The sequence below is a fragment of the Pseudooceanicola sp. DL12 genome, from assembly GCF_056270665.1.
Map to the genome: position 1 here is coordinate 554329 of NZ_CM149884.1, position 26728 is coordinate 581056.

The 26728-nt window shown below is 66.6% G+C and carries 28 protein-coding genes; 7 read left to right on the plus strand and 21 right to left on the minus strand.

Translation table 11 applies throughout. The features are described from left to right. Positions 1–48: 48 nt before the first annotated feature. Both AC0WR5_RS02570 and AC0WR5_RS02575 read right to left on the minus strand, forming a co-directional pair. A complete protein-coding gene (locus tag AC0WR5_RS02570) occupies positions 49–1452 on the minus strand; it encodes an AI-2E family transporter (protein ID WP_475866648.1) in 1404 nt (467 codons plus the stop codon). A gap of 460 nt (positions 1453–1912) precedes the next feature. Next, positions 1913–3298 (minus strand): methyl-accepting chemotaxis protein, encoded by a 1386-nt coding sequence (locus AC0WR5_RS02575; RefSeq protein ID WP_475866649.1) that lies wholly within the window; start codon positions 3296–3298, stop codon positions 1913–1915. Between the two features lie 247 nt (positions 3299–3545). Here AC0WR5_RS02575 and ettA point away from each other — a divergent pair, with 247 nt between their 5' ends. Together ettA and AC0WR5_RS02585 are read left to right on the plus strand one after the other, a co-directional pair. Beyond that, positions 3546–5201, plus strand: coding sequence for an energy-dependent translational throttle protein EttA (ettA, locus tag AC0WR5_RS02580; RefSeq protein WP_475866650.1), 1656 nt, complete (start codon positions 3546–3548; stop codon positions 5199–5201). Between the two features lie 24 nt (positions 5202–5225). Then, complete coding sequence (locus AC0WR5_RS02585; RefSeq protein ID WP_475866652.1) at positions 5226–6257, plus strand: SIR2 family protein; 1032 nt, start codon at positions 5226–5228, stop codon at positions 6255–6257. A 520-nt stretch (positions 6258–6777) separates the two neighbouring features. On the opposite strand, the gene AC0WR5_RS02590 is transcribed toward AC0WR5_RS02585, so the two are convergent. Both AC0WR5_RS02590 and AC0WR5_RS02595 read right to left on the minus strand, forming a co-directional pair. Then, complete coding sequence (locus tag AC0WR5_RS02590; RefSeq protein WP_475866654.1) at positions 6778–7119, minus strand: hypothetical protein; 342 nt, start codon at positions 7117–7119, stop codon at positions 6778–6780. A gap of 307 nt (positions 7120–7426) precedes the next feature. Beyond that, entirely contained in the window at positions 7427–7918 is a 492-nt protein-coding gene (locus AC0WR5_RS02595) for a DUF4168 domain-containing protein (protein ID WP_475866655.1), read from the minus strand. Between the two features lie 643 nt (positions 7919–8561). Here AC0WR5_RS02595 and AC0WR5_RS02600 point away from each other — a divergent pair. Continuing rightward, positions 8562–8768, plus strand: coding sequence for a cold-shock protein (locus AC0WR5_RS02600; RefSeq protein ID WP_475866657.1), 207 nt, complete (start codon positions 8562–8564; stop codon positions 8766–8768). 201 nt (positions 8769–8969) lie between these two features. Next, a complete protein-coding gene (locus AC0WR5_RS02605) occupies positions 8970–9476 on the plus strand; it encodes a c-type cytochrome (RefSeq protein ID WP_475866658.1) in 507 nt (168 codons plus the stop codon). Positions 9477–9504: 28 nt separating this feature from the next. Here AC0WR5_RS02605 and AC0WR5_RS02610 read toward each other — a convergent pair whose 3' ends face one another. From AC0WR5_RS02610 to AC0WR5_RS02675, 14 genes are all read right to left on the minus strand, one after another. Further along, complete coding sequence (locus AC0WR5_RS02610) at positions 9505–9957, minus strand: PACE efflux transporter (protein WP_475868870.1); 453 nt, start codon at positions 9955–9957, stop codon at positions 9505–9507. 193 nt (positions 9958–10150) lie between these two features. Beyond that, positions 10151–10591, minus strand: a complete 441-nt coding sequence (locus tag AC0WR5_RS02615; RefSeq protein ID WP_475866660.1) for a BrnA antitoxin family protein — start codon at positions 10589–10591, stop codon at positions 10151–10153. A gap of 355 nt (positions 10592–10946) precedes the next feature. After that, the gene (locus tag AC0WR5_RS02620; protein WP_475866662.1) at positions 10947–11273 is read right to left on the minus strand and encodes an ArsR/SmtB family transcription factor; all 327 of its coding nucleotides are present in this window, start codon (positions 11271–11273) and stop codon (positions 10947–10949) included. Between the two features lie 70 nt (positions 11274–11343). Beyond that, positions 11344–12582 carry a mandelate racemase/muconate lactonizing enzyme family protein gene (locus tag AC0WR5_RS02625; RefSeq protein WP_475866663.1) on the minus strand — a complete coding sequence of 413 codons (1239 nt, stop codon included), beginning with the start codon at positions 12580–12582 and terminating at the stop codon, positions 11344–11346. Further along, complete coding sequence (locus AC0WR5_RS02630) at positions 12579–13664, minus strand: alcohol dehydrogenase catalytic domain-containing protein (protein ID WP_475866664.1); 1086 nt, start codon at positions 13662–13664, stop codon at positions 12579–12581. Before AC0WR5_RS02630 ends, AC0WR5_RS02625 begins: the two co-directional genes overlap by 4 nt. A 56-nt stretch (positions 13665–13720) precedes the next feature. Beyond that, on the minus strand, positions 13721–14950 hold the full coding sequence (locus AC0WR5_RS02635) for an MFS transporter (RefSeq protein ID WP_475866666.1): 1230 nt from the start codon (positions 14948–14950) through the stop codon (positions 13721–13723). 83 nt (positions 14951–15033) lie between these two features. Beyond that, a complete protein-coding gene (locus AC0WR5_RS02640; protein WP_475866667.1) occupies positions 15034–16362 on the minus strand; it encodes a class-II fumarase/aspartase family protein in 1329 nt (442 codons plus the stop codon). Continuing rightward, complete coding sequence (locus AC0WR5_RS02645) at positions 16362–17078, minus strand: alpha/beta fold hydrolase (RefSeq protein WP_475866669.1); 717 nt, start codon at positions 17076–17078, stop codon at positions 16362–16364. Before AC0WR5_RS02645 ends, AC0WR5_RS02640 begins: the two co-directional genes overlap by 1 nt. Then, a complete protein-coding gene (gene pcaG / locus AC0WR5_RS02650; protein WP_475866670.1) occupies positions 17078–17677 on the minus strand; it encodes a protocatechuate 3,4-dioxygenase subunit alpha in 600 nt (199 codons plus the stop codon). Before pcaG ends, AC0WR5_RS02645 begins: the two co-directional genes overlap by 1 nt. Positions 17678–17680: 3 nt before the next feature. Further along, on the minus strand, positions 17681–18409 hold the full coding sequence (gene pcaH, locus AC0WR5_RS02655; protein WP_475866671.1) for a protocatechuate 3,4-dioxygenase subunit beta: 729 nt from the start codon (positions 18407–18409) through the stop codon (positions 17681–17683). Beyond that, positions 18406–18789, minus strand: a complete 384-nt coding sequence (gene pcaC, locus AC0WR5_RS02660) for a 4-carboxymuconolactone decarboxylase (RefSeq protein WP_475866673.1) — start codon at positions 18787–18789, stop codon at positions 18406–18408. Before pcaC ends, pcaH begins: the two co-directional genes overlap by 4 nt. After that, on the minus strand, positions 18782–19570 hold the full coding sequence (pcaD, locus tag AC0WR5_RS02665) for a 3-oxoadipate enol-lactonase (RefSeq protein WP_475866674.1): 789 nt from the start codon (positions 19568–19570) through the stop codon (positions 18782–18784). The genes pcaC and pcaD overlap by 8 nt, the downstream gene beginning before the upstream one ends. Next, positions 19570–20736: a 4-hydroxybenzoate 3-monooxygenase gene (gene pobA / locus AC0WR5_RS02670; RefSeq protein WP_475866676.1), complete on the minus strand. Its 1167-nt coding sequence runs from the start codon at positions 20734–20736 to the stop codon at positions 19570–19572. The genes pcaD and pobA overlap by 1 nt, the downstream gene beginning before the upstream one ends. A 282-nt stretch (positions 20737–21018) precedes the next feature. Beyond that, entirely contained in the window at positions 21019–21987 is a 969-nt protein-coding gene (locus AC0WR5_RS02675; RefSeq protein WP_475866678.1) for a quinone oxidoreductase family protein, read from the minus strand. A 68-nt stretch (positions 21988–22055) separates the two neighbouring features. Here AC0WR5_RS02675 and AC0WR5_RS02680 point away from each other — a divergent pair, with 68 nt between their 5' ends. Then, positions 22056–22529 (plus strand): MarR family winged helix-turn-helix transcriptional regulator, encoded by a 474-nt coding sequence (locus AC0WR5_RS02680; RefSeq protein WP_475866680.1) that lies wholly within the window; start codon positions 22056–22058, stop codon positions 22527–22529. A 19-nt stretch (positions 22530–22548) separates the two neighbouring features. Here the strand turns inward: AC0WR5_RS02680 and AC0WR5_RS02685 are convergent, their stop codons facing one another. Genes AC0WR5_RS02685 through AC0WR5_RS02695 form a run of 3 tightly spaced genes read right to left on the minus strand, consistent with a single transcriptional unit; the run spans position 22549 to position 25027 of the window. Continuing rightward, positions 22549–23517, minus strand: coding sequence for a threonine ammonia-lyase (locus AC0WR5_RS02685; RefSeq protein ID WP_475866681.1), 969 nt, complete (start codon positions 23515–23517; stop codon positions 22549–22551). Further along, positions 23514–24344, minus strand: coding sequence for an alpha/beta fold hydrolase (locus AC0WR5_RS02690; protein ID WP_475866682.1), 831 nt, complete (start codon positions 24342–24344; stop codon positions 23514–23516). The genes AC0WR5_RS02685 and AC0WR5_RS02690 overlap by 4 nt, the downstream gene beginning before the upstream one ends. After that, a complete protein-coding gene (locus tag AC0WR5_RS02695) occupies positions 24344–25027 on the minus strand; it encodes a haloacid dehalogenase type II (RefSeq protein WP_475866683.1) in 684 nt (227 codons plus the stop codon). Before AC0WR5_RS02695 ends, AC0WR5_RS02690 begins: the two co-directional genes overlap by 1 nt. 197 nt (positions 25028–25224) lie before the next feature. Between AC0WR5_RS02695 and AC0WR5_RS02700 the strand changes: the two genes are divergently transcribed. Beyond that, positions 25225–25659: an FKBP-type peptidyl-prolyl cis-trans isomerase gene (locus tag AC0WR5_RS02700; RefSeq protein ID WP_475866684.1), complete on the plus strand. Its 435-nt coding sequence runs from the start codon at positions 25225–25227 to the stop codon at positions 25657–25659. Between the two features lie 219 nt (positions 25660–25878). Beyond that, positions 25879–26523 carry a hypothetical protein gene (locus AC0WR5_RS02705; protein ID WP_475866686.1) on the plus strand — a complete coding sequence of 215 codons (645 nt, stop codon included), beginning with the start codon at positions 25879–25881 and terminating at the stop codon, positions 26521–26523. Positions 26524–26728 lie beyond the last annotated feature (205 nt).

Genomic DNA, 26728 nt, shown 5'->3' on the forward strand with positions numbered 1-26728 from the left:
CACCGCGGGAGGTTCTGACGCAAGCTGCGAAAATGTCAAATGTTTCCGCTATTTTGCCGGTTGCGACAGGGGCGCATGGCCCTGGGTTGGGCCCTGGCCGGGCAGCGGGCGTGCCATGTCGGGCGGGGCCGGCGCGGCGGTGGGCCGTCGCGACAACCGGGTCGTGGCGGTCTGGCGCATCCTGCGGCGACGGCTGCGACGGCTTGGCGGGCGGGCGCCATCGAGGAAGCTGCCGATGACCTTCAGCCCGGGAATGTTGTCGCAGAAGACCTTGAGGAACACCAGGAAGGGCACCGCCAGCAGCGCCCCCGCCGCGCCCCAGAGCCAGGCCCAGAAGACCACCGCCACGAAGACGGCGGGCGTGTTCAGCCGCAGGTGCCGCCCCACCAGCCAGGGCGTGATCAGCTGTCCCTCGAGAGAGGTCAGCGCGAAGTAGCTGAGCGGGATCAGCAGCGCCTGCCCGAAGGTGTCGAAGGTCACCAGCGCCACGGCGCCCGCGGCGGCGGTGCCGGCAATGGCGCCCATGTAGGGCACGAAGTTCAGCAGAAAGGCCGCCACCCCCCAGAGCAGCGCATAGGGCATGCCCAGCAGGTGCAGCGTGCCGCCGATCGCGATGCCCAGGCCCGCGTTGATCACCGTGATCGCCGCCAGGTAGCGCGAGATCTGCCGCTCGATGTCGCGGCTGATGCGATGGGCGCGGCGCTTGTCGGAGAACTGCGGAAAGGCCTCGATCAGGCGGCGCTGGAACATGTCGCCCGAAGAGAGCAGGAACATCGCCAGCAGCATGGCGATCACCAGCGAAGAGCCCATGCCGGCCACCGAGGTCAGCGCCACCTGCATCAGGTTCACGCCGTCCTGCACCACCACGGTATCGCCGTTCTGGCCCTTGTCGCCGCCCGAGGCCAGCTGCTGCATCTGTTCCGAGGCCTCGCGGATGCGCTCGAAATTCTGCGCCACGTCCCAGAGCTTCAGCCGCAGCTCGCGCTGGATCGAGGGGGCCTCCTGCATCAGCATCTGCGCCGGGTAGCGCAGCATGTAGAGCCCGTAGAAGGTGATGCAGCCGATGCCCAGGATCAGCACCACGGCGGTGACCGGCGCGGGGATGCCGCGCCGTTTCAGCCAACGCACGAGGGGGGTGAGGGTCAGCGAGATCAGCAGGCCCAGCATCAGTGGCAGGATCACCACCTTGGCCAGCGAGACCGACCAGATCAGCATCAGCACGAAGAGGCCGGCCAGGAAATACTGGATCCGGCGCAGGATCGCGCGGCGTTCCTCGGATTCGGGCAGGGGCGCGGGATCGTCCCCGGCGCCAAGTTGCGCGGTCGCACCCTTGGGGGCGCGGCCCTGGTCGGCGTCGCCCGGTGTCGTCTCGTCCCGGGCCGCCCCTCCTCGGGCCGCCCCTCTTCGGGCCGCCTTGTCCTCTGTCGTTCCCCTGCCGCCGTCCTGTGTCATCCTGCCCCGCTGTCTGACCCCCGCCTATCCTGGGCCCCTGCCTATCGCGGGTCGTCCCGCGCTTCAGTCAGGGTTCAACGCGCTGCCGGGCGCGGCGGTTCCTCTGTCCGGAAGGGGACGGCGGCAGGGGAAGGGGCGCGACGGGGCCCCGGTGGCCCGATGGGCGCAGGCCCGCGATGGGCGCAGGAGTGGACATGGGGGACGTGGACATGGGGGATGAGGGCCGGGGGGACGTGGACATGGGGGATGAGGTCAGGGGGGGATGAGGTCAGGGGCCGGCTCGGGCCCTCAACCCACGGGCCTTCCGTGGCACAGATCCCATATGTGGGGCCCGCACGGCATGGGCTCTATACACGGGCCTCAAATGCACGGGCCCCGCATCGTTCAGATCCCATACGCGGGCCCCGCAGGGCGAACCCCGGCAGCTGGCACCATGGCCGGACCGCCGGGCCTCGGCCCGTCAGCCGTAGCGGCGGCTTCCGGCGGATCCGCCCTGGTTGCCGCCCTGCAGTCGGAATTGCTGCACCAGTCCGCTCAGCACCTGGGCCTGGTCGCGCAGGCGCACGGCCTCGGCGGTGGTTTCCTCGGCCATCGAGGCGTTCTGCTGGGTCAGGTCGCTGCTGTGCGAAACCTCGCGGTTCACGTTGCCGATGCTCTCGGCCTGGGCCTCGGCGGATTTCGTGATCGTGGCCAGCAGGGCGTCGATCTCGGCCACCTTCTCGCGCGCGGTGTTCAGCGCGCTGCTGGTCTCGTCCACCAGCTTCTCGCCCTTCTGCACCTGTTGCGCGCTCTGGTCGATCAGGTCGCGAATGGTCTTTGCCGCCTCGGCCGAGCGCTGGGCCAGCGAGCGCACCTCGGTGGCCACCACGGCAAAGCCGCGGCCGGCCTCGCCCGCGCGGGCGGCCTCGACGCCGGCGTTCAGCGCCAGCAGGTTGGTCTGCATGGCGATCGTGTCGATGACCGAGACGATCTGGCTGATCTCGCGCGAGGAATTCGAGATCTCCTGCATCGCCGACTGGGTCTGCTGCATCACCTCGGTGGAACGCGTGACCATGCCGCGCGCCTCCGAGGCCGCCCCGGCGGCCTGTTTCGCACCGGAGTTGGTATCCTTGACCGTGCCGCTGATATCGCCGAGCGCACCGTTCGAGCGGTCGAGCGCCGCGGCCTGCTGCTCGGTGCGCTTGGCCAGCGCCTCGATCGCCGAGGCGATGTGATGGCTGCCGGTCTGCACGTCCTCGGCGGCGCCGTAGATCTCGTTCATGGCGGCGTGCAGCGTGGTCGTCGCCTCGTTGTAGTCTTCCTTGGCGCGGGCCATCTTGCGCGGGGCCTCGTCGCCGATGCGATAGGTCAGGTCGCCCTTGGCCAGGCTGGTCAGCGCCGTGGTCAGCACCTCCATGCCCTTCACGTCGGCCTCGGCCTCGACGCGGAAGAAATGGTGCATGGCAACGGCCACGTCGGAAAAGATGCCGGCCATGAGGGTCTTCATGAGCGCGCTGCGCTTCGCCTCCGACTGGTTCTTCGACGCCGCGCTCACGGCAGACATCAGCTCGCCGGCATAGATCGCATAGCCCTGCAGATAGGTGGGAAAGGTGATCTGCTTGGCGATGTTCTCCGCGATTTCCGCCTGTTCATTGAAATAGCCCTGCGAGAAGTCGCCGGTCGAGATGGAATTGAACTTGCGCAGTTCCTTCTGGAAGAGCGACTCTTCCAGTTTGACCCCGGGCGTGACGACGGCATAGGCCTTGTCCAGGATGGAGCGGAGATCGGCCGCGACCAGAGAGTTCAACTCCCTGCCGATTTTCTTCTCCTCGGGGGTCCACTGGCGGATGTCCTGTTCGATCGTCACGTTTGGCCTCACTCACCTGTTCGCGCTGTCCATGCGCAGTCGAGGCGACCCTAGCCGGGAAAAAATGAGCGTGAGGTAAACGACGGGGGAAAATCGCCGGTAAAATGCCGCGCAGTTTCCGCGCCGCAGCACCAACGCGCTTCCCCTGTCGCCCCGTCGCGCCCCGTCGCGCGGCCATCCTGATTGCCCCGGGCGGCGGCCTTCTGTATCTAGCGCCAAAGCGCATCACCCCAGAGGAGGAGCATCCATGGCTGCCTACCAGTACGTCTACCACATGTCCGGGGTCTCCAAGACCTATCCGGGCGGCAAGAAATGCTTCGAAAACATCCACCTGAACTTCCTGCCGGGGGTCAAGATCGGTGTTGTCGGCGTCAACGGCGCGGGTAAATCCACCCTGCTGAAGATCATGGCCGGCTGGGACAAGGACTTCCAGGGCGAGGCCTGGCATGCCGAGGGCGCCAAGGTCGGCTATCTCCCGCAGGAGCCCGAGCTCGACCCCTCGCTCGACGTGCGCGGCAACGTCATGCTTGGCGTGGCCGAGAAGAAGGCCAAGCTCGACCGGTTCAACGAGCTGGCGATGAACTATTCCGACGAGACCGCCGACGAGATGGCGCAGCTCCAGGACGAGATCGACAGCCAGAACCTCTGGGATCTCGACAGCCAGGTCGACGTCTCGATGGAGGCGCTCCGCTGCCCGCCGGACGATGCCGACGTCACCACCCTCTCGGGCGGTGAAAAGCGCCGCGTGGCGCTCTGCAAGCTGCTGCTCGAAGCGCCCGACATGCTGCTCCTCGACGAACCGACCAACCACCTCGACGCCGAGACCATCGCCTGGCTGCAGCAGCACCTGATCGACTACAAGGGCACCATCCTCGTCGTCACCCACGACCGTTACTTCCTCGACGACATCACCGGCTGGATCCTCGAGCTCGACCGTGGCCGCGGCATCCCCTACGAGGGCAATTACTCCTCCTGGCTGGAGCAGAAGGCCAAGCGGCTGGAGCAGGAAGCCCGCGAGGACAAGGCCAAGCAGAAGACCCTGTCGCGCGAGCTTGAATGGATCCGCCAGGGTGCCAAGGCCCGCCAGGCGAAATCCAAGGCCCGGATCAACGCCTATAACGAGATGGCGAACCAGTCCGAGCGCGAGAAGCTGGCCAATGCCCAGATCATCATCCCGAACGGCCCCCGTCTCGGCTCCAAGGTGATCGAGGTTTCCAACCTGAAGAAGGCCATGGGCGACAAGCTCCTGGTCGAGGGGCTCTCCTTCGACCTGCCGCCGGGCGGCATCGTCGGCGTGATCGGCCCCAACGGCGCCGGTAAAACCACGCTCTTCAAGATGCTCACCGGCCAGGAACAGCCCGACGAGGGCTCGGTGGAGTTCGGCGATACCGTCAAGCTCTCCTACGTCGACCAGTCGCGCGACGATCTCGACCCCAACGCCAACGTCTGGGAGGCCATCGCCGACGGCCAGGACATCATCAAGCTGGGCGATGCCGAGGTGAACGCGCGGGCCTATTGCTCGGCCTTCAACTTCAAGGGCGGCGACCAGCAGAAGAAGGTCTCGCTGCTGTCGGGCGGCGAGCGCAACCGCGTGCACATGGCGCGCCTGCTGCGCTCGGGCGGCAACGTGCTGCTGCTCGACGAACCGACCAACGATTTGGACGTGGAAACCCTCCGCGCGCTGGAAGACGCCCTCGTCGATTTCGCCGGCTGCGCCGTGGTGATCTCGCACGACCGTTTCTTCCTCGACCGGATCTGTACCCACATCCTGGCCTTCGAGGGCGATGCCCACGTGGAATGGTTCGAGGGCAACTTCGAGGATTACGAGGAAGACAAGAAACGTCGCCTCGGCCCCGATGCGCTGGAACCCAAGCGGATCAAGTACAAGAAGTTCACGCGGTAATACTTGCTACTGCAAATCCCTTGAATGAAAGTGAGAGATCCCCCAAACTCTAACGGAGTTTGGGGGATTTTTGATTTGAGGAACTTGATAATTGTTGGAAATGGCCTTTCGCTGGCCGCGGACCCAGAGTTCTTCTCCTTAGAGGCCGCGATGGGAAAGGCTTGGGAAAGCGAAGTCCTAACAGAAGAGGAAAAGGCGCTCGTTATCAGGTGTTTGCCTGCTGAGTGTGACCAGCCGGCTAACGAGGGGCAATTGGGCGACCTTCAGCGTGTCGTAGATTCTTGCGAGACTATTCTACGGTTTCAAGGTGCTGACAAAACGGGGTTAGCATGGCTGTCAGATACCGGCGTTGGCTTTCCTAATGCCATTCGAAAATACCTCCATGCAGTGGCTTCGGCGTTTCACCCGGCGGTCCATGACGTGGATCTAGAGCCTTCGAGCGAATTTATGGATGCCTTGAACGAAAACTTGTTCACTTCAGGCTCTTCAGTGGCCACTACAAATTATGACGGCGCGCTGTATCGTGGACTGAATGATCGCTCAGCATTCCAGCAATACAGGACACTGGATGGGTTTCAAGGTCATGGAACTCCCGCCTTTGCAAGATCTAATTTAAATCGTTTTGACGTAGGAAAGGGGTTTTATTTCCATTTGCATGGTTCGCCCTTGTTTGTAGATAACGGCGGTTCTGTTGTGAAAATTTCGCCAGAAGTTTTGCGGGGAGGCCATGTTGCTCCATCAAGACACATAGTTCTCACGGATGTTGATTTTAAAACTCAAGTGATAAAATCGTCAGAGGTTCTTAACTCATATTGGCATCGTTTGAGCCAGATATCTGGCGAAATTGAGCGCGTGGTGATCTTGGGCCATGGAGGTCAGGATCACCATCTCAATAGGTTTATTGCTCGGTATTATCCCTCGCAACCTATCTTGGTGGTGGAGTGGGAAGGGGCTGGGAGTAATGTAGAGAGATCGAACTACTGGGGAGACAAGTTTACTGCAGATCGGGTAACTCTTCATCAGATGGCGGATATTTCTGACTTTGCTGACTGGTGAAGGGCAGGTGGAGCAGTTCGTACGCGCATTCTGGATCAGTCAAAAAGGCCTTCAGTCCCGGCCCCGGGCCGGGCGGCGCCCGACCCTCCCCCCGGGAGGGCGCCTTGGCGACGTCCCCAGCAGAACACCCGACATCGCCCCTTGAGGGCGCCCGCGCCGGCCACAGGCCCCACATGCGCCCACCCAGGGTCGGGCGCCGCCCTTCTCTCTGAAACGCCCCCCGGGGCTCCGCCCGTTCGCCATTCGAAAGCTCCACCGGAGCTTTCGCCGCGTTGCGGGCCATGGCTCACCCCTCCCCCCGGGAGGGCGCCCGCGCTGGCCACAGGCCCCGCATACGCCCCCCCAGGGTCGGGCGCCGCCCTTCTCTCTGCCCCCCGGGGCTCCGCCCGTTCGGCCCTCGGTCCGTCCCCCGGACGGCCCGCCGCTGCGCGGACCGGGCCTCACCCCCAAACAAAAACACCGCCCCAAACGGAGCGGTGCCTCGCAATCTCTCGCGGTCCCGGGTGCGCCCGGGCCGGTCTCACTTCTGCCGGGCTGACAGCCGGTTCATGTAGCGCTCGGCCGAGACCCGGATCGCCATGTCGCGTTCCACGGCGCGGTCGATGCGGTTGTAGATGCCGGGGTCCATCTGGTTGACCTGGGCGGTGGCTTCTTCCACCGTTGCGCCATCTTCCACCAGCAGCCGCGCCTGGGCGTAATGCTTCATCTGCGAGCGGGTAAAGCCGGCCTCGGCATAGGCCGGGCCATCGTTGCCCGGGATATACACCCGGTCTGCCATCGCGGGGGCTGCGGCAGAGAGGGCGACCGCCGTCGCCAGGGCCAGGGCCATGGTGCTTCGGGCGGATTTCGGAACGTCGGTCATTGTCTTTCCGTGTTGTCGGCCGTTGATCGGTCTCGTCGGGGCCGGTTCTGGCCCCTCCACCTCAACATGGGCCCTGCGGGATGCAATTTCAAACCCGGGGCGGCAGATTGATCGGCTGCTGATCCACACGATCGCGCGATCGGCCTGTTCCCGCCCGCTCCGGAAACCGTCCCCCACCCAGAGCCCTTGGCCACTGGCCGCAGGCCGGACCCGTGCAAGGGGATGAGAGCCGGGCCGGGCAAGGTGGGGGAGCGGCTGGTGCCGGACGGGCATGGAGATCGCCCGTCCGGCACGGCGGCTGTGGGGATCAGCCGTCGTTGGCGCTGCTGCCTGCGGCCCCATCCGTGGCCCCGCCCTGCGGCGCGGCAGAGGGCATCCGCTCACGGATCAGCATCGAGATCTTCTGGCCCAGCTCGGGGTCGCTCTGGGCGTTCTGGCCGATCTCGGTATAGGTCTGTAGGTCCATGCCGTCGGTGGATTCCACCGCCTGCACCATCTCGCTCTGGGCCTGTTTCTGCAGCTGCTGCACCTCGGTATCGCTGCCGGCAGCCTCGATCTTGGGCATGTACTGGTCACGCACCTCGGCCACGTCCATGGCGGCATCCACGAAATGCTCCAGCTGCTCGTCGGAATAGCTGGCGGTGGCCTGGGCCGGGGCCTCGGCGGGGGCGGTGGCCTCGGGCGTCTCGCTGGGCGCGGCGGTCTGGGCCATCACCGGGGCCAGCGGTGCGGCGCTCAGGCCCAGGGCGGCGATGGTCACGGCAAGTTTCTTCTTCAGCGGTTGCTTGGTCAGGCTCATGTCAGGTCCTTTCTGGAGAGGGATCCCGGCGACAGGTGGGGCACGCGCGGCGCTCCTTCTGCCGTCATCTGCTGGCGCGCCCTGCGAAACGCATGCTGTTGGGCGCATCTGGCTGGATCACGGTGTCTCTCGTCTTGCTCTCTTTGCTCTCGGCCGGGGCAGGGGGCCTGCGCCGGTCGCGGGTTGGGGGCGGGGCCACCGCCGGGAGTCGAAGTGCAGCGGCCCGCCTTGCCTCAAACCTGTGCCTGCCGGGCCGGCTCTGCAATGCGCGGAGCCCCGCTGGGCGCAGCCCCGCCCAAACCCCGCCCGGGGGCCAGCGGAACTCCGCCCGGAAAGGGGTGCGCGGCGCGCGCGGCCCGGTTTTCCCGCAGGCCCCGGCGGAACCGGACTCCCGCCGGACATCCTTCGTCCGCCCATCTTCCGCCCTGTGGCCCGGATGCCGCGCCTGCGCCCCGGCGCGCCAGGGGGGGCAGGCGCTCCGCGCTTTTCCCTCTTTCGTCGAATCAGGCCATCTGCGATAAAGAAGGGGCTACGCGACCTCTATCGACCAATCTGTTTCTCTACGGCGACAGTCATCGATCAGACGACACGACGCCGGGCTGTCGCAATCCTGCGGACAGCAAAGAAACAGGAGACCCACGGCATGGCTAACGGCACCGTGAAATGGTTCAACACCACCAAAGGCTACGGCTTCATCGCCCCCGAGGGCGGCAGCAAGGACGTCTTCGTCCACATCTCCGCAGTCGAGCGCTCGGGCCTGACCGGCCTGCAGGACGGCGCGAAGGTGACCTTCGACATCGAAGCCGGCCGTGACGGCCGCGAAAGCGCCGTCAACCTCGCCCTGGCCTGAGCCAGCGGCAGCCGGGCCCGGCCCGGCGGCACAGAATTCCGGTCAACGCCCCGTGCCCCGCGCGGGGCGTTTTCCATTCCGCCCTCCCGCACCCCGCCGATCCGTCCCTGACGCGACGGCGCAGGCCGCGCCCGGCGCGCTCGGCTCTTCCCTCCCGGCGCGCCCGCGACTATCCCTGCCTCAGCGCCACCGGAGAGCCCGATGAAACGTGTCCTGATCGTCTTCCTTCTGCTGATCGCAGCCGGCTTCACCGGTTATGTCTTCTGGCCCAAGGCGCCCCGGGGCCCGGGCATCGAGGAGGTGCGGGCGGGGCAGGCGGTCTATGCCGCCCATTGCGCCTCCTGCCACGGCGCCGATCTCGGCGGTCAGCCCGACTGGCAGGCCCCCGGCCCCGACGGCTTCCTGCCCGCGCCGCCGCTCAACCACCTGGGCCATGGCTATGCCCATCCCGAACCGGCGCTGGTCTCGATGGTGCTCGATGGCTATGCCCCCGGCATCTGCGCCCCGGGCGAGGGAAAGATGCCCGCCTTCCGCGGCCGGCTGAGCGAGGAGGAGATCGCCAACGTGGTGCTCTTCGTGAAATCGAACTGGACCGCGGGGCAGCGCAAGTACCAGCGCGAGCAGACCGAGTTCTATGAACAGTTCGGCCTGCCCGGCAGCGGCGATCCCGATGGCGCCGCCGCCGCGGCCCTGCCCGCCGACGGCTGAGCGCTCATCCCTCTCCCGGGGCCTCTCCTCATCCCTCTCCCCGGGCCTCTCCCCGCGCCTCCGCCTGCCATTCCGGCAGCGGGAAGACCCGGTCATAGGCCCAGTTGAAGACCAGCGTATAGACCACGTAGAAGAGCGCAAAGCTCGCGTCCATCAGCAGCGCCTGGCCCAGTGATATGCCCAGGTACCAGGCCATGAAGGGCATCAGCAGCACCAGCATCCCCACCTCGAAGAGCACCGCGTGCAGCATCCGCGCCCGCAGGCCCTTGGCAGTGCTGCCGGTCATCCGCCGCAGGCCCAGGTCGAACAGCAGGTTATAGGCGATGTTCCACAGCGCGGCGATGCTGGCGCTGACCACGCTGACCACCCCGATGTCGCCCATCGGCATGTGGAACAGCAGCGCGCCCAGCGGCACGACAAGCAGCAGGGCGAAGATTTCGAAACTCATGGCGTGGCGAAGACGGTCGAGCGGCGAGCGCATGGCGGTAACCTCATGGTTCATGCCGGGTCGTCCCGGCCCCCATTTTCCCGGCTCCCATTCTGCGGGCTCTCCGGGAAAGGCCCCGCAACCTGCCGCGTGCAGGCCCGGGGGTGAGGTCGTCCTCGCGCGCCACACTAGGACATCGCCGGCGCGCAGTTCAAGGGCGTCGCCCCTTGATCGCATGCCCCCGTGATCACCCGTCTTCGTCGCGCCCCGTCGCCCCGCGATCGAAACCGCCACCGAAACCCGCATCGAAACCCGCATCGAAACCGCCGCCGATGCCGTCACTGATCCGGGCATCCGCATCCAGCAGTTCGGCGATCTTCATCTGCGCCCAGGTGCCCAGCAGGCGGTTGATCCGGGCGTGGTATCCCGGCCCCATGGCGCGATAGAAGCGCGCTACCGAGTAATCCAGGTAGAGCGTCACCTTTTCCTTCTTCTCGTCCACGTCGATGTCCTGCTCCAGCGTGTGCCAGGCCTCGGGCACCATCTCGCGGATCATGTCCATGTCCAGGTAGTCGCGGCTCTGCTCCCAGGCGTAGCGGAACAGCCGGTCCTGGGCCAGGCGCTGGCTCTTGGTCAGCCGTCGCCCGGAAGTGCGGGCAGAGGTCCGGGGCAGGGTACTGTCGGGCATGGCGGGCTCCTGTCGGGGCGGGGGACGATCCCGGCACTCTGCCGCGGCGCGGTTAACCTTTCCGGTAGGCGCCGCGCGCACCGTCGCGATACCGACGCGATACCGACGTGATACCGACGTTGGAATCCGGCGATTTCAACACGTTAGGATTTGTTAACATCTGGGCCGGTCCGGGCCGTTCGGGCGGGTAAGCATAGGGCAAGTCTGGCGCCGTTCGGGCGGGGCCTGTGGGCCGACCCGCGCGAATTTCGCTTGCCGCAGGCGTTTTTGCCGCGGCCCGTCGCCCATGCGAAAACACCCTGCCGGGGCAGGGTGATCGAGCATCATTCGGGGGATGTGACGGGCCGCGCCGGGCTCAGCAGGCGGCGCCGGCCGGCTTGCAGAAGAGCTTGTAAAGAAGGGCGATGATCTCGCTCGTGCTCTCGTCTGCCAGGCTGTAGTAGATCACCTTGCCGTCGCGGCGCGGGGTCACGAAGCCTTCTTCGCGCAGCCGCGCCAGCATCTGGCTGACGGCCGCCTGTCGCATGTTCAGCAGTTCTTCCAGCTCGCTCACCGACTTCTCGCCCGAGCCGAGGTGACACAGGATCATCAGCCGGCCTTCGTGGGCCAGGGCCTTGAGGAATGCAGCAGCGCTCTGCGCGTTATCCGCCATCTCGGCGGGGGGTGCGGGCAAGTCCTTCATGTCGTTCACAATTTCAGGTCCGGTTGATGTCAATTCAAAGGTTTATCACAAACTCAGGACATTTGCACGCCTACGTTTGCGAATTTGCAAGAGGCGGGGCACCCCCCGCAAAGCCGTTCTCGGCATCGTATCGGTAGGGCGCTTCCTGCATTTCAAGGTGCAGCGCCCCTCCCTCGTATAGATGGGTGCGGGCAAGCGTTTCGTCCAGATCTATCCCAAGGCCGGGGCCCTCGGGCGGGCGGACAAAGCCGTCCTCGACCGTGATGCTGCCTTTGATCAGGTCGGAATGGTAAGCTGTTTCAATGGTTTCCGCTATCATCAGGTTGGGGATCGCGGCGCTCAGGTGCAGGTTCGCGGCCCATTCCACCGGCCCGGCATAGAGGTGCGGTGCCAGCTGCGCGCCGTGGGCCTGGGCCAGGGCGGCGATCTTGCGCCCCTCCCAGAGGCCGCCTGCGCGGCCCAGGGCCGGCTGCAGGATCTGCGCCCCGGCTTCCAGCGCTGCCCGGAATTCGGGCAGGGTGGTCAGCCGCTCACCCGTTGCCACCGGCAGCGTCGTGCCCGCGCAGACCCGCTTCAGCCCGCTCAGGTCATCCGGTGGCACCGGCTCTTCGAACCACGCGATATCAAAGGGTTGGATGGCATTTGCCAGCCTCAGGGCGCCCGCGGCATTCAGCTGTCCGTGGGTGCCGAAGAGCAGGTCGGCGCGGGGGCCCACCGCCTCGCGCACCGCGGCGCAGGTCCGTCGGCTCAGGTCGATGTCATGCAGCGAGGGCATGTGCCCGCCCCGGATCGTATAGGGCCCGGCCGGGTCGAATTTCACCGCCGTATAGCCCCGCTCCACCAGGTCGAGTGCGCTTTCCGCCGCCTGGTCCGGGCGGCTCCAGAACCCGGAAATATCGTGGTGTTGCAGCGGGTAAAGGTAAGAGTAGGCCCGGATGCGCTCGTTGACCTTGCCGCCGAGCAGCGCCCAGACGGGCCGGTCGCGGGCCTTGCCCAGGATGTCCCAGCAGGCGATCTCCAGCCCCGAGAAGGCGCCCATCACCGTCAGGTCCGGCCGCTGGGTAAAGCCCGCGGAATAGGCGCGGCGGAACATCAGCTCGATGTTCTCGGGGGTTTCCCCTGCCATGTGCCGTTCGAAGACATCGCGGATCACCGCGCCCATCGCCACGGGCCCCACGCTGGCGGCATAGACCTCGCCCCAGCCGGTGATGCCGCAGGCCGTCGTGACCTTGACCAGGATCCAGTACCGCCCGCCCCATCCGGGAGCGGGCGGTGCGGTAACGATTATGTCGAGGTCGGCAAGCCTCATTCGAACAGGATCACGTTTCGTCTGGCGCTCCCCGAGAGCGTGTCCGCAATCGCCTCGTTGATCTCTTCGAGCTTCCAAGTCCTTGAAATCAATTCATCTAATTTCAGGCGGCCCTGGCCGTACAGGTCGACCATCCAGGGGATGTCGCGCTTTACCACCACGTTGCCCATCTTCGAGCCCACGATCCCCTGTCCCGCATCCGCCATGATCAACGGAGAGTAGCTCGACACCTTGTCCCCATGCGGCATCCCCACCATCACGATGCGTCCGCCCCGCGCCAGGTAGCGCGGCGCCATGTCGTAGACGGGCGCGGCCCCCACGGTCACCAGCACCGCATCGGCCCCGCGGCCCAGGATCTTCTTGACCTCGTTCCAGGGCTTGCCCTCGGCCAGAACGCCGTCGGTGGCGCCAAATTCCTTCGCTGCTTCAAGTTTTTGCGGCAGCGTGTCCACCGCCACGATGCGCCGCGCTCCGGCAATCCGCGCGCCCTGGATGGCGTTCAGACCCACGCCGCCGGCGCCGATCACCACCACGTCCTGTCCGGCGTGGATGCCGCTGGCATAGACCGCGGCGCCCACCCCGGTGATCACCCCGCAGGAGATCAGCGAGGCCGAGGCCATCGGCACACTGTCGGGAATGGCCACCACCTGGCTCTGGTCCACCACCATGGCCTCGGCGAAGGCACCCGAGGCCATGGCCTGCATCACCGGCGCGCCCTCCGGCGTGCTCAGCGGGCTCTGCGCCACGGGATCAAAGGGCGTTTCGCAGATCGTCGGGTGGCCACTGCCGCAGCAATCGCAATGCCCGCAGGCGCGTATCAGCGTCACGCAGACCTTGTCGCCCACCTTCAATCCCTGCACGCCCTCGCCGATGGCGGTGACATGGCCCGCGGCTTCGTGCCCGTAGACCGCCGGCAGATGCCCGCCAAATCCGCCCTGCCAGAAGGAGATGTCCGAGTGGCAGATCGCCACTGCCTCGACCTTTACCGCGACTTCGCCCATCTGCGGCGGGCGCAGCAAGACCTCCTCGATGGTGATCGGTGCGTTGAATTCCCGGCAGACCGCCGCCTTGATCTTCTGCATGTGCTCCCCCTCTGCCAGTGCAGCAGATTTGCGAAATAATTTTCCTCAGATCGAAATTAGGCGGCTTGCCTCCGCGCGAAAAGGGTAAAAATCAGCAGCGCCGGGATCAGTGCCAGGGCCGCGGCCCCAAAGGGGGCGCCCGGCAGCCAGAGCGGTGCATCCTCTGCCGTGAAGAGCCGGAAGATGCCCGTCAGCACGATGGGCGAGATAATCGCCGTCAGCGCCTGGATCGAGGCCAGCACGCCCTGCAGTTCGCCCTGGGCGTCGGCAGGTGCCGCGTTCGAGGCGATGTTGACCAGAGCGGGCTGTGCCACCTCGCCGATGGCCGAGAAGGGCGTGAGGACCAGCGTGGCCGTCCCGCTGCGGATCACCGAGAGCGTCGCCAGGAACCCGAAGTTCGCCACCAGGCCGAAGATCACCGTCCGCGTCTCGCCCAGCCAGCGATGCAGCGGACGGAAGATGAGCGCCTGCACCAGCACCAGCGAGATGCCGTAGATTGCAAGTGAAATGCCCACCAGCCGGGTATCCCAGCCGAACTGGGCCTGCCCGAAATAGGCCCAGACCACCGCGTAGACCTGCATCGAGAAGACGTACAGCATGAAGACGACCAGCAGCATCTTGAGGCCGGGCAGGCGCCCCACGGCGAGGATCGAACTGAAGGGATTGGCTCGGCGCCAGTGGAAGGGGCGGCGGCGCTCGACCGGGTTGCTTTCCGGCAGGAGCAGGATCACCAGAACCATGTTCAGGCCTGCCAGTGCCGCCGCCGCCCAGAAAGGCGCGCGCAGGTCTAGGCCCCCCAGAAGCCCGCCCAGGATCGGCCCGATGACGAAGCCGAGGCCGAAGGCCGCCGCGACATAGCCGAAGTTCGCGGCCTTGTCGCCGGGGCTGGAAATATCGGCCATGTAGGCACTTGCGGTGGAATGGGTCGCCGCGGCGATCCCGCCGATCAGCCGCGCCACCAGCAAAAGCCAGACGGTGCCGGCCAGGGCCGTGACCACGTAATCGGCACACATGACGACAAGCGAGATCAGGATCACCGGCTTGCGACCGTAGGCGTCGGAGATATTGCCGATGATCGGGCCGAAGACGAATTGCATCGCCGAAAAGGCCGAGACCAGGAAACCGCCCCAGACCGCCGCCTGCGAGAGCGTGCCGCCCAGCAGGCCGGCGATCAGCCCGGGCATCACCGGAAAGATCAGCCCGATGCCCATGGCGTCGATCACCACGGTCAGCAGGATGATGAGCCTCGGCAGATGCAGAGGGGGCATGGTGGTCTGGGCTGTCATGGGCGCTCCGCGTGATGCGCCCATGGCGCCGGGCCAGCTAGGCAAGCCCGGACGCTGCTGTCAATCGCCGGTTGCGCAGCCCGTCAGAGCGCGGCGACCGCGGCGGCGAAATTGCGCGCGGTGGTCGGTGCGTCGCCCATCTGGCTGGCCGGATCGAAGAGGCCTTCCATGTCGAGCTCCGGGAAGGCTTCCCGTGCCAGTTCCCCCAGGGGCCGTCCGCTGGCGTTGACCTCCTTGGCCAGCTCCTTGACCCGGGCCTGCGCTTCGGGCCGGGGCATGATGGCGGTCAGCCGGAAGGAGAGCGCCTCGGCATGGAGCAGGCCGTGCGAGCCGGTGAAGGCCTCGTACATCCGGTCCCCCTGCGGGGTCAGCCCGGGCACCATCGCATTGGCCGTCGTCAGGGCGGCAGCGGCCGAGAGGCAGAGCTGCGGCAGGTTCAGCCATTCGGTGAACCAGGCCGCGCCGTCGCGTTCCTGGCGGGGCATGCCGGCGCCCTGCAGAATGGCGTAGAGGCCCGTAACCTGCCGGGCCAGCGCCAGCAGCACGGAAGGCTGCACCGGGTTCTGCTTCTGCGGCATGGTCGATGAGCCGCCGGAGGCGCCGAGGCGTACCTCTGCGGCGCTCGATTGCGCCATCAGGATCAGGTCGTCGCCCATCTTGCCCAGGCATTGTGCCAGCCGCGCCAGCCAGCCGGTGATGCGCAGCACCGGGCCACGATCCGCGTGCCAGCTGCGTCCCGGGTCCGTCAGGCCGAGGCCTTCGGCCAGTGCCGCGCGCAGCTCCGTGCCCTTGCCGCCGAACTCGGCGCCCGTACCGGCCGCACCCGAGAGCGAGACCCAGAGCGAGGTCTCGCGGACGTGCTTCAGATCGGCCAGCAGATCCAGCAGCGGAAAGCCCCAGCCGGCCACGTGGCTGCCAAAGCTGACGGGCGTGGCGAACTGGCCATAGGTGCGGCCTGCCATGGGCAGGTCGGCGTGATCCGAGGCCAGCCTTGCCAGGGCTTGCAGCAGTGTCTTCAGCCCATCCTCGCAGAGCACGAGCAACTGTCGCAGGCGCAGCATCTGGCCGCTGTCCATGATGTCCTGCGAGGTCGCGCCCCAGTGGACATATTGCGCGTGCTCCGGCGCTTCCATCGCCTTGCGGAAGGCCGCGACGAGGCCGGGCACCGGCACGCCGTTCTTGCCGGCGCCCTCGGCCAGCGCGCCGGGGTCCAGCGGGATCTCGAGGCTGGCGCGGTGAATGTAGGCGGCGCTGACCTCTGGAATGATGCCCAGGGCGCCCTGGGCCTTTGCCAGTGCGCCCTCGACGATCAGCATCGAGCGCACCTCGGCGCTGTCGGTAAACAGAGGTCCGGCATCGCCGGCAGGGAAGAGCCGCGAATAGAGCTGGCTGTCGTGCACGGATCCGGCCATCACATGCCCTCCGCGATGCGGCTCAGCAGGGCGGCAAGGCCCGCGGGATCGGCGAGAAAGGGAGAATGGCTGGTCGGCATGTCGTATCTGTCCTCCGGGGCAAAGGTGCGGGCCATCTCCGCCTGGTATTCCGGCGGGATGGTCCGGTCGTCGGTGCAGCGGATATAGCAGCGCGGCACGGATTGATAGGCATCGGTCAGGTGGATGGGCGTGGCCTGCGGCGCGATCGGCTCGGCGCAGAGCTGCCCGATGGCCCAGTCGGCGGTCGCCGGATCGACGTCGTTGTAAAATTGCGCCCGGGCGCGCTCGGGGTCGGCGGTATAGGCCAGGCCGTCGTCGGTTTTCCGCACGGCGCCGGCCAGAGGCTGACGTGTCTGCTCGCGGCGCATGTCGACCATCGACTGGCCATCGCGCGGTGCATAGGCACAAAGGTAATAAAGTTTGGCGATCTTGCCTGGTGCGGCTTCTGCAGCGGCGGCGATCGGAAAGCCTCCGGCGGAATGCCCCAGAAGATGGACAGGCCCTTGCCCAAGCGCATCCAGAATGGATGTCGCGGCAAGGGCCAGCGTCATCTCCTCCCGGGCGCGCGTGTCATCGGCCCGCCCCGGAAGGTCGAGCGCCCGGGCCGTATGGCCCAGGCGCGTCAGTTCGGGGATGAGCTTCTGCCAGCACCACGCCCCGTGGCATGAGCCGTGGATCAGCAGAAAGTCAGCCATCAGATATCCAGGAATACGGTCTCGCCTTCGCCCTGCAGGACGATGTTGAACGTATACTGGCCCTCGCCGGTCTTCTTGGCAATCAGAGTGTCGACGCGGGGCCGCTGTTCGATCCGGGCCAGCAGCGGGTCGGCGCTGTTGTCCTCGTCGTCGAAATACACGCGGGTCTGCAGGCCGATGTTGATGCCGCGGGCCACCAGCCAGAGCGAGATATGCGGGGCCTGGGTGGCGCCACCTCGGGCCGGCGTGCTGCCCGGCTTGACGGTGCGGATGGTAAACTTGCCGCTGTCGAAATCGGCGGCTACGCGTGAGAAACCGATGACTTTCGGGTCTGCGCCCTCCTGGCCGGGGTACTTGCCTGCGGCATCCGCCTGCCAGGTTTCCAGCATCACGTCGCGCAGCGCCCAGCCGGTGCCGTCAAAGACTTCGCCGGTGATCTCGATGATTTCGCCGGCAGCACCGTCCTCGATCGGGCTCTCGCCGATCTCGATGTCATAGGCGCCCGCGTTGCCCGCGTAGGTGGGCATGCAGCCGATGTGCACATAGGGGCCTGCCGTCTGCGACGGGGTTTCCACGAGGGTGTCGAGTTTCTGGACCATGAGTTACATCCCTTCCAGCTTGTTTTCGAACATTGTCTGGCGGCGGCCGCGCAGCACGATGTCGAACTTGTAGGCGAGGAAGTCCATCGGACGGGCCTTGGACATGTCGAGGGCGGAGACCAGCGTATCGAGCTGGCTGCGGCTCTTGATGGTGGCGGCGATCGGGCACATGTCGATCAGCGGGTCACCTTCGAAGTACATCTGGCTGATCAGGCGCTGGCCGAAGCTGTGGCCGAAGACCGAGAAGTGGATGTGCATCGGGCGCCAGTCGTTCCCGCGGTTGCCCCAGGGGTATGCACCCGGGCGGATCGTCAGGAATTCGTAATAGCCGTTCTCGTCGGTGATGGTCCGGCCGCAGCCCCCGAAGTTCGGGTCAAGCGGCGCGAAATACACGTCCTTTTTGTGACGGTACCGGCCACCTGCGTTGGCCTGCCAGATCTCGACCAGCGTGTTCGGGACGGGGCGGTTGTTCTCGTCCAGGACGCGACCGTGTACCAGGATGCGCTCGCCCACGGCGGGCGCCTTGCCGCGCGTCCAATTCAGGATCAGGTTGTTGTCATATTCGCCCAGTAGCGAATGGCCGAAGGTCGGGCCGGTCTCTTCGGAGGGCGAACTCTCCATCGACAGGAGCGGCCAGTTCGGTGAACGGGTCACGGATGTCTTGTAGTTGGGATCGTAAGCTGGCGGTTGCGCGTCGCGATTGCGCGGGATCAGCGGGCCGAGATCTTTCATTCCTGGTTCTCCTCCATTTCGGCATAGGTCGCCTTGGCAAGCTTCAGCGCATGGTTCGCCTTCGGCACGCCGGCATAGATGGCGACGTGCTGGAAGGCTTCCTGCACGTCCTGTTTCGTCGCGCCGGTACGGGCCGTGGCGCGGATATGCATCGGGATCTCCTCGAAGTTCCCGGTGGCCGCCAGCAGGGCCAGCGTCAGCATCGAGCGTTCGCGGCGGCTGATGCCGTCACTTGCCCAGACGGTGCCCCAGGCACCTTCGGTGATCAGGGCCTGGAAGGGCTCGTCGAACTCGGTCTTGTTGGCTTCGGCGCGGTCGACATGGGCGTCACCCAGTACCGAGCGGCGCACTTCCATGCCTTTGTCGAAACGGTCAGACATGTCCGGTCTCCTTGATGAAATCATTGAGAATACGTGCGTACTCCTCGGGCTTCTCGACGCAGGGCAGGTGGCCCGCGCCGCGTATCAGCTCGAACTTGGATCCCGGCACCAGGTCGATCGTCTCGCGGACCAGGTCCGGCGGGGTCGAGCCGTCCTCGCTCCCGGCGATGCCGAGGCAGGCCAGGCGCAACCCCGAGGTAGGGGTGTAGAAATCGGTACCGGCGATAGCCGAGCAGCAGCCGGTGTAGCCTTCCAGGTCCTGCCGGATCAGCATGTTGCGCCAGGCCTCGAGTTCGTCGGTGGCGCGGAAGGCCTTGCCGAACCAGCGCTCCATCGTGGTGTCGGCGATGCTCTCGATACCATCCTTGCGGATCGCCTCGATACGGGTATTCCACATGTCCGCGGTGCCGATCTTTGCGGCCGAGTTCGAGATCACCAGCGAACGGACGAGGTCCATCCGCTTGACGGCGAGCCCCTGAGCGATCATTCCGCCAATCGAGAGGCCGACGAAGAGAGCGTCCTTTACCTCAAGATAATCAAGCAGTTGCTCGGCGTCGCGCACCAACGTGCCCATGGAGTAGGGACCGGGCGTCGCCTGGGTCAGGCCATGGCCGCGCTTGTCGTAGCGGATCAGCCGCAGCCCCTTTGGCAGGAGCGGGACCAGCTTGTCCCAGAGGCGCAGGTCGGTGCCGAGCGAGTTGGCAAAGACCACGGGCGCGCCCTGCGGGTCGCCTTCGTCGGTATAGTTGACCTTCAGGTTTTCGAGAGGTGCAATCAGCATCAGTAGGGGAGCCCAACATAGTTTTCAGCCAGCGCCGCCTGCGCGCGAGTCGAGTGCTGAAGGTAGTCCAGCTCGGCCTCCTGCATGCGGCGCTCGAAGTCTGAACTCTCGGGGAAATTATGCAACATGGTCGTCATCGACCACGAGAAGCGCTCCGATTTCCAGACCCGCGCGAGGGCTTTTTCGGAATACTTATCAATACCTTCGTCGTCGCCCTGATAATGCTGCACAAGCCCGTGATAGAGGTAGTGCACGTCGGACACGGCAAGGTTCAGCCCCTTGGCGCCGGTCGGCGGCACGATGTGCGCGGCGTCGCCGACGAGGAACAGGCGGCCCCAGCGCATCGGTTCCGCCACGAAGGAGCGGAGCGGCGCGATGCTCTTCTCGATGGTCGGGCCGGTCACGAGGCGGGCGGCGGCGTCTTCGGGGATGCGGCGCTTGAGTTCGTCCCAGAAAATCTGGTCGGTCCAGGCGTCGAGCTTGTCGGTGAGGGGGCATTGCACGTAGTAGCGTGACAGGTTGGCGTTGCGCATGGAACAGAGCGCGAAGCCGCGCTTGTTCTGGCAATAGATCAGCTCGTCGGAGACGGGAGGCGTTTCGGCGAGGACGCCGAGCCAGCCGAATGGATACACGCGCTCGTATTCCTTGAGCACCGTATCGGGGATCGCCTGCCGCGAGGGGCCGTGGAAACCGTCGCATCCGGCGATGTAATCGCAGTCGATACGATGCTCGGTGCCGTCCTTCACATAGGTGACCCAGGGCGCCGCGCTGTCGGCGTCGTGGATGGTCACGCCCTCGGCCTCGTGGATCACCACACCGTCCATGGCGGCGCGCGCCTCGTAGAGGTCGCGGGTGACTTCGGTCTGCCCGTAGACCATGACCTTCTTGCCGACAAGGTCTTGAAAATCAATGCGGAAACCCTGATTCCTGACGGCGAGATAAGTTCCGTCGTGGGGGAAGCCCTCGGCGTCCATCCGGGCAGAGACACCGGCCTCGCGAAGCATCTCGACAGAGCCCCATTCCAGCACGCCGGCCCGGATCCGGGAGAGCACGTAGTCGCGCGAGCGGCGCTCGAGCACGACCGTGTCGATACCGGCACGGTGCAACAACTGGGACAGCAGCAGACCCGATGGTCCGCCGCCGATAATGGCGACCTGTGTACGCATGAGAACCTCCCTGTTCGCAGGGGAGTCGTGCCAAAAGTAATTGTCTATGTCAATCACAATCGTTGTGATTCAAATGTACCAAAGCGGTGAAAAAGCATGATGATGCAAATGAATCGACGCGAGAAACGACGTCGGTATTCCGAAAGGTGAATGTAATTAACACTCTGGAATCGTTGAATTCCAACGTCGGTATTACGTCGGTATCGCGTCGGTATCGCGACGGTGCGAAAACGCCCGCCCGGAAAGGTTAAAATCCGGACGGGGCGGGGCCTTGCTGCCGGCTCAGAGGGTCTGATCGGGCAGGGTGATGACGAGGCGGGAGTCGCCCGCCGGCCGGGCCCAGGCTTCGGCGACCTCTTCGAGGGGGGCAGTCTCGATAGCGGAGGTCAGACCGGCGGCAGGGGCGGCGGCAATCAGGTTGCGGATCCCCTGCATCATCTGCCGGGGTGCCACGCTGCCGAGGCCGCTGCCCATGAGATTGAGCGCGCGGGAGCGCAGGGCGGCGGCGGGCAACGGGAGGCTGTCGCCGGCCATCGAGCCGATCTGGACGAACTGCAGCGGCTGGGAGGGATCGGGGGCGGCCCCGCTGGCGGCGATCACCGCCGCAGCCGGCGCGCCCCAGAGGTAATCGAGCACCACGTCGACACCATCGGCAAAGGCGGCGGCGAGCTCGGCGTGAAGCGCCTCTTCCGGCTGGGCGAGGGAGATCACCTGATCGGCGCCGAGCGCGGTGAGCGCCTGAAGCGCGGCGGGGTTGCGGCCGGTGGCGATGATGCGCGCCGCGCCGAGATGGCGGGCAACCTGGACGGCGAGGCGGCCGGAGGCGCCGGTGGCGCCATTGATCAGCACGGTCTCGCCGGGGGCAAGGGCGGCGCGCTCGGTGAGGGCGATCCAGGAGGACATGGCGGGGTTGACCATGGCCGCGGCCATGACGGGATCGAGCCCCGCGGGCAGGGGAACGACCTGAGGCGCGCGCACAGTGACGATTTCGGCCATGGCGCCCTGAGGGGCTTCGGGGAAGGCGAAATAGGCGGGGGTGCCATCGGGCATCAGCCCGACGCCATCGACACCGGCCACGAAGGGGAAGCCCCCGGCGGAACTGTAGTGGGTGCCGGCGGCGCGGGCACGGGTGAGCTGGGAGACGGCAGAGGCGAGCACGCGGAGCGTGACATGACCCTCGGTCGCGACGGGTTCGGGGAATTCGGCGCAAACGGGCAGGGCGCCCGCCGCGGTAACGACGGCAGCTTTCATGGAAGTGGCTCTTTCGAATCTGGATTAAGTGTGTAATATGCACATAAACGCGAAAAGAGGCGCCGTCAATGAATAATGTGCAAAATACACGCTTCTCGGGCCAGTTCCGCGAATTGCATGATGCGGTTCTGGATATCGTGGCCATCATGAACCGCCCGCAGCGCGACGAGCTGATGGTGCGGGCGGCGGGCATACCGCTGGACCGGGCGCTGTTTCCGCTGCTGGTGACGGTGGGGCGATTCGGGCCGATCGGAGTGGTCGAACTGGCCGACAGGGCCGGGCGGGATCACACCACGGTCAGCCGGCAGGTGGCCAAGCTGGAGGAGATGGGCCTGATCGAGCGCCGCCCCGGCGCGCGGGACCGGCGCGTGCGTCAGGCGGAGATCACCGACAAGGGCCGCGAGATGACCGACATGATCGACGCCGCGCGCGAGAAGATCGCGCGCGAGGCCTTTGCCGATTGGGACGAGGGGGATTTCGACCAGCTTGTCCGGCTGATGCGGCGCTATGCGGATTCCATGGCGGAAGTGCCGGAGAAATAGCGCGCCAGGGGGCGCGGCATCAGAGCGTGCCGAGCGCCCGGGTGAACATGGCCGGATCGACATTGCCGCCGGAGACCACGGCGATGACGGTATCGCCCTCGAGCTGATCGGCGCGCCAGAGGGCCGCGGCCAGCGCCACGGCGCCGCCCGGCTCTGCCACGATCTTGAGCCGCAGGAAGGCCTGGGCCACGGCGCCGAGGGCCTCTTCCTCGGAGACGGTGAGGCCGGGGCCGCAGAGCGCCTTGAGGATCGGGAAGGTAATCTTGCCCGGCGCCGGCGTGATGATCGCATCGCAGATATTGCCGGAGAGCGCGGCGTTGTGCTCGATCTTGCCGGAGACGAGAGAGCGGGCGACATCGTCGAAGCCCTCGGGCTCGACCGGGCGGACGCGGAAGCCGGGGGCGGCCGTCTCCAGCGCCAGGGCGATGCCGGAGGTGAGGCCGCCGCCACCGCAGCAGACCAGCACCTCGGCCTCGGAAATGCCGAGGGCGGTGGCGTCATGGGCGATTTCCAGCCCGCATGTGCCCTGGCCTGCGATGACCTGGGGTTCGTCGAAGGGCTTGATCAGGGTGAGGCCGCGCTCTTCGGCGAGCCGGGCGCCGATCTCGTCGCGGTCCTGTGTCGCGCGGTCGTAGGTCACCACCTCGGCACCATAGGCGCGGGTATTGGCGAGCTTCAGCGCCGGGGCATCGGCGGGCATGACGATGACGGCGGGGATGCCGTGCCGGCGGGCGGCGAGGGCGATGCCCTGGGCGTGGTTGCCGGAGGAAAAGGCGATGACGCCCTTCTCGCGGGTCTCGGGGGGCAGGGCCGAGATGGCGGACCAGGCGCCGCGGAACTTGAAGCTGCCGGTGTGCTGCAGGCATTCCGGCTTCACCAGCACGCGGCGGCCGGCGATCTCGTCGAGGAAGGGCGAGGAGAGGAGGGGGGTATGGCGGGCATGGCCCGCGAGGCGCGTTGCCGCGGCCTCGATCATGTCGAAATTCATTGCATCTGGTCCAGCCATTGGGAAAGGGCGGCGAGCGCCTCGGGCTCGTCCAGATAGGGAGTATGGCCGCGGTCGGGGACGGTTGCAACGATGAGACCGGGGTGGCGGGCGCGCATGGCCTCCACCGTCTCGGGCGACAGCAGGTTGGAATTGGCGCCGCGGATGAGCGCGACGGGCAGGCCGGCCATGGCATCGTAGCAATTCCAGAGCAGGTCGGGATCGGCGGCGGCAGCGGCGGCCTGGGCGGCCTCGCCGAAGGTGGCCTCTCTCAGCTCGGGGTCATAGAGGATCTGCAGGCCCTCGGGGGTTTCGCGGTTGGTATGGGCGAGCATGGCGCGGCGGCGTTCGAAGGGCACGCCGGGAAAGGCGGGGTCCGTGGCCGCGGCGGCGTCATCGAGGCTGGCGAAGGGCGGATCAAGGCCGAGGTAGCTGGCAATATGCGCCAGCCCGCCGGTTTCCAGCGCCGGGCCCACGTCGTTTAGCGCCACGCCGAGGACGCGGGCGGGATGGGCGGCGGCCATCAGCATGCCGATCAGCCCGCCGCGCGAGGTGCCGAGGATCGCCGCGCGGTCGATGCCGAGGTGATCGAGCAGGGCGATGGCATCGGCCATCTCGTTGGGCAGGGTATAGCTGCCGGCGCCGGTGTAGTCCGAGCGGCCCCGACCGCGGTAGTCCATCCGGATCAGACGGGTACGGGCCAGGTGCGGCGCGACGAAGTCGAAATCGCGCCCGTTGCGGGTGAGCCCGGAGAGGGCCAGAACCGGCAGGCCGCCGCCCGCCTCCTCGTACCAGAGGAAGGCGCCGTCGGGCGCGGTGAAATGCGGCATCAGAAGATCTCCAGCTCCGGCAGGGCGTCGAGGGTGCGCAGGTAATGGTCGGGCCGGCCGGGCAGATGGTCGAGCGGCATCTCGGTGCGGTCGAGCCAGACGGTGGCGAAACCGTAGCTGGCGGTGGCGGTGGCCTCCCAGCCGTTGGCGGTGACCATGGCGACCTCGTCGGGCTCGCAGGAGAGCCGCTCGCAGGCCTTCTCGTAGACCAGCGGCGAGGGCTTGAAGGCGCCCACCGTCTCGGCGGAGATGACGGCGGTGATCGCATGGCCCAGGCCCGAGGCCGCGACGGCATTCTCGAGCATGTCCTGCGAGCCGTTCGACACGATGGCGCAGGTCAGCCCCTTTTCCTTCAGCCGCGCGAGGGCGGGGGCGACATCGTCAAAGGCCTCGAGGCGCCAGTAGAGCGCCAGGAGGCGTTCGCGCAGCTCGGCATCCTGGAAGCCCTCGGCCTCGAGGACCCAGTCGAGTGCATCGCGGGTGACCTCCCAGAAATTGCAGGGCAGGTTGCGGATCGTCAGCTGCCAGGAATATTCCAGCTGCTTGCGTCGCCAGAGGCCGGCGATCGCGGACCAGTAGGTCGCGAGATCCTCGTAACCGGGCTCCTCCGAGGCACGACGGGCCGCGGCGGTGACGTCGAACAGGGTTCCGTAGGCGTCGAACAGGCAGGTCCGTATCGCCATAAAAGCTCCTCCCCTTGCTTTCATGTCGCGCGCGCTTGTCGCAATCCCGGCCCCAGCCTGCCACGGGAAGGCCCGCAAGAAAAGAGCGGTTTGCGCCCGGCAGCGGCCTGCGGTAGGCTGGGGGCAGTTGAGACGGGCACCCGGCACCCAGAGGCAGCCGGCCCCGAAATTCACCCCCCCACATGATTGGACAGGCTATGAGCACAGCCAAGACGGGCGACACCGTTCGCATTCACTATACCGGTACCCTCACCGACGGCACCACCTTCGACAGCTCCCAGGGCCGCGAGCCGCTGGAATTCACCGTGGGTTCGGGCCAGATCATCCCCGGCCTCGACACTGCGATCCCCGGCATGGCCGTGGGCGACCAGAAGAAAGTCGAGATCCCTGCGGACCAGGCCTATGGCCCCCGCGACCCCAACGCGATGCAGGCCGTGCCGCGCAGCGCCATCCCCGACGAGATCCCGCTGGAAGTGGGCCTGCAGCTGCAGATGAGCTCTCCGCAGGGGCAGGTGATCCCGGTGACCGTGGCCGAGATCAAGGAAGAGGAAGTCCTGCTGGACGCCAACCACATGCTGGCCGGCAAGGACCTGATCTTTGACGTCGAGATGGTGGAAATCGTCGCCGCCTGATCGCGACGGATCGAAAAGACCGGAAGGGGCCTGCCATGCGGCGGGCCCCTTTTTTCGTGCGCGGCTGGAGGATTGCGGCTGGAGGATTGCGGGTGCCGGGTGGCGGCGAAGCCACGCCAGAATGATCCCGGCTATGCCCCCGGCAGCGAGCAATGACGCGACCGGGGCCGCTCATGCTAGGCTTGGCCGCAATGTCAGGACGGGGCCGGGGAGAGGATGATGACCGACCGCATCGACGCGCTGAAGGCGCGGATCAGCGAGCTGCACGAGCAGCTGGAACAGGAATACGCGGAACGGCGGGCGCTGCTGCGCTATCGGCTCGTGAACGGCCGGATCGTCTGGGAGGAGGAGGTGCGGCGCCGGCACGCGGCCCTGCGCAGCGGCCTGCTCGGTTTCCTGGCCAACAGCCCGGTGATGCACCTGGTGACCGCGCCGGTGATCTATGCGCTGATCTTGCCCTTTGCCCTGCTCGATCTTTTCGTCAGCGTCTATCAGGCGATCTGCTTTCCGGTTTACGGCATCCCGAAGGTGAAACGGGGCGAATACATCAGGATCGACAGGCACACGCTGGCCTATCTGAACGGGATCGAAAAGCTGAACTGCGTCTACTGCGGCTATTGCAACGGGCTGATCGCCTATGTGCAGGAGGTGGCCGGGCGCACCGAGGCCTTCTGGTGCCCGATCAAGCACGCCGCCCGGACGAAGGGCCACCACAGGCACTACGACGGCTTTGCCGAGTTCGGCGCGGCAGAGACCTTCCGCGCGGACTGGGATGCCTCGCGCCGCCGGGTGCGCGCCTGCGAGGGCTGCGAGGGCTGTGGCGGCGGTGGGGACAAGGAGCCCGGGGACAGCAAGGACGGCTGACCCCGGCAAAGCCGTATTTGGGGAAAGATGAAGGCAGGGGGGGGCGCCCGGGGTCATCCCTGCCGAAACCACGGCAGCGGACGCAGGGATAGCGTGGCGGCCGGGCCGCGGATGTCCATGGGCGGCACGGGAGGCTTGCGCGCAGTGCGGCGTGCCCCGCCCGCGGCCTGGGCGGCGGGGGTGAAGCGCGCGGGGTGAGTCGGGG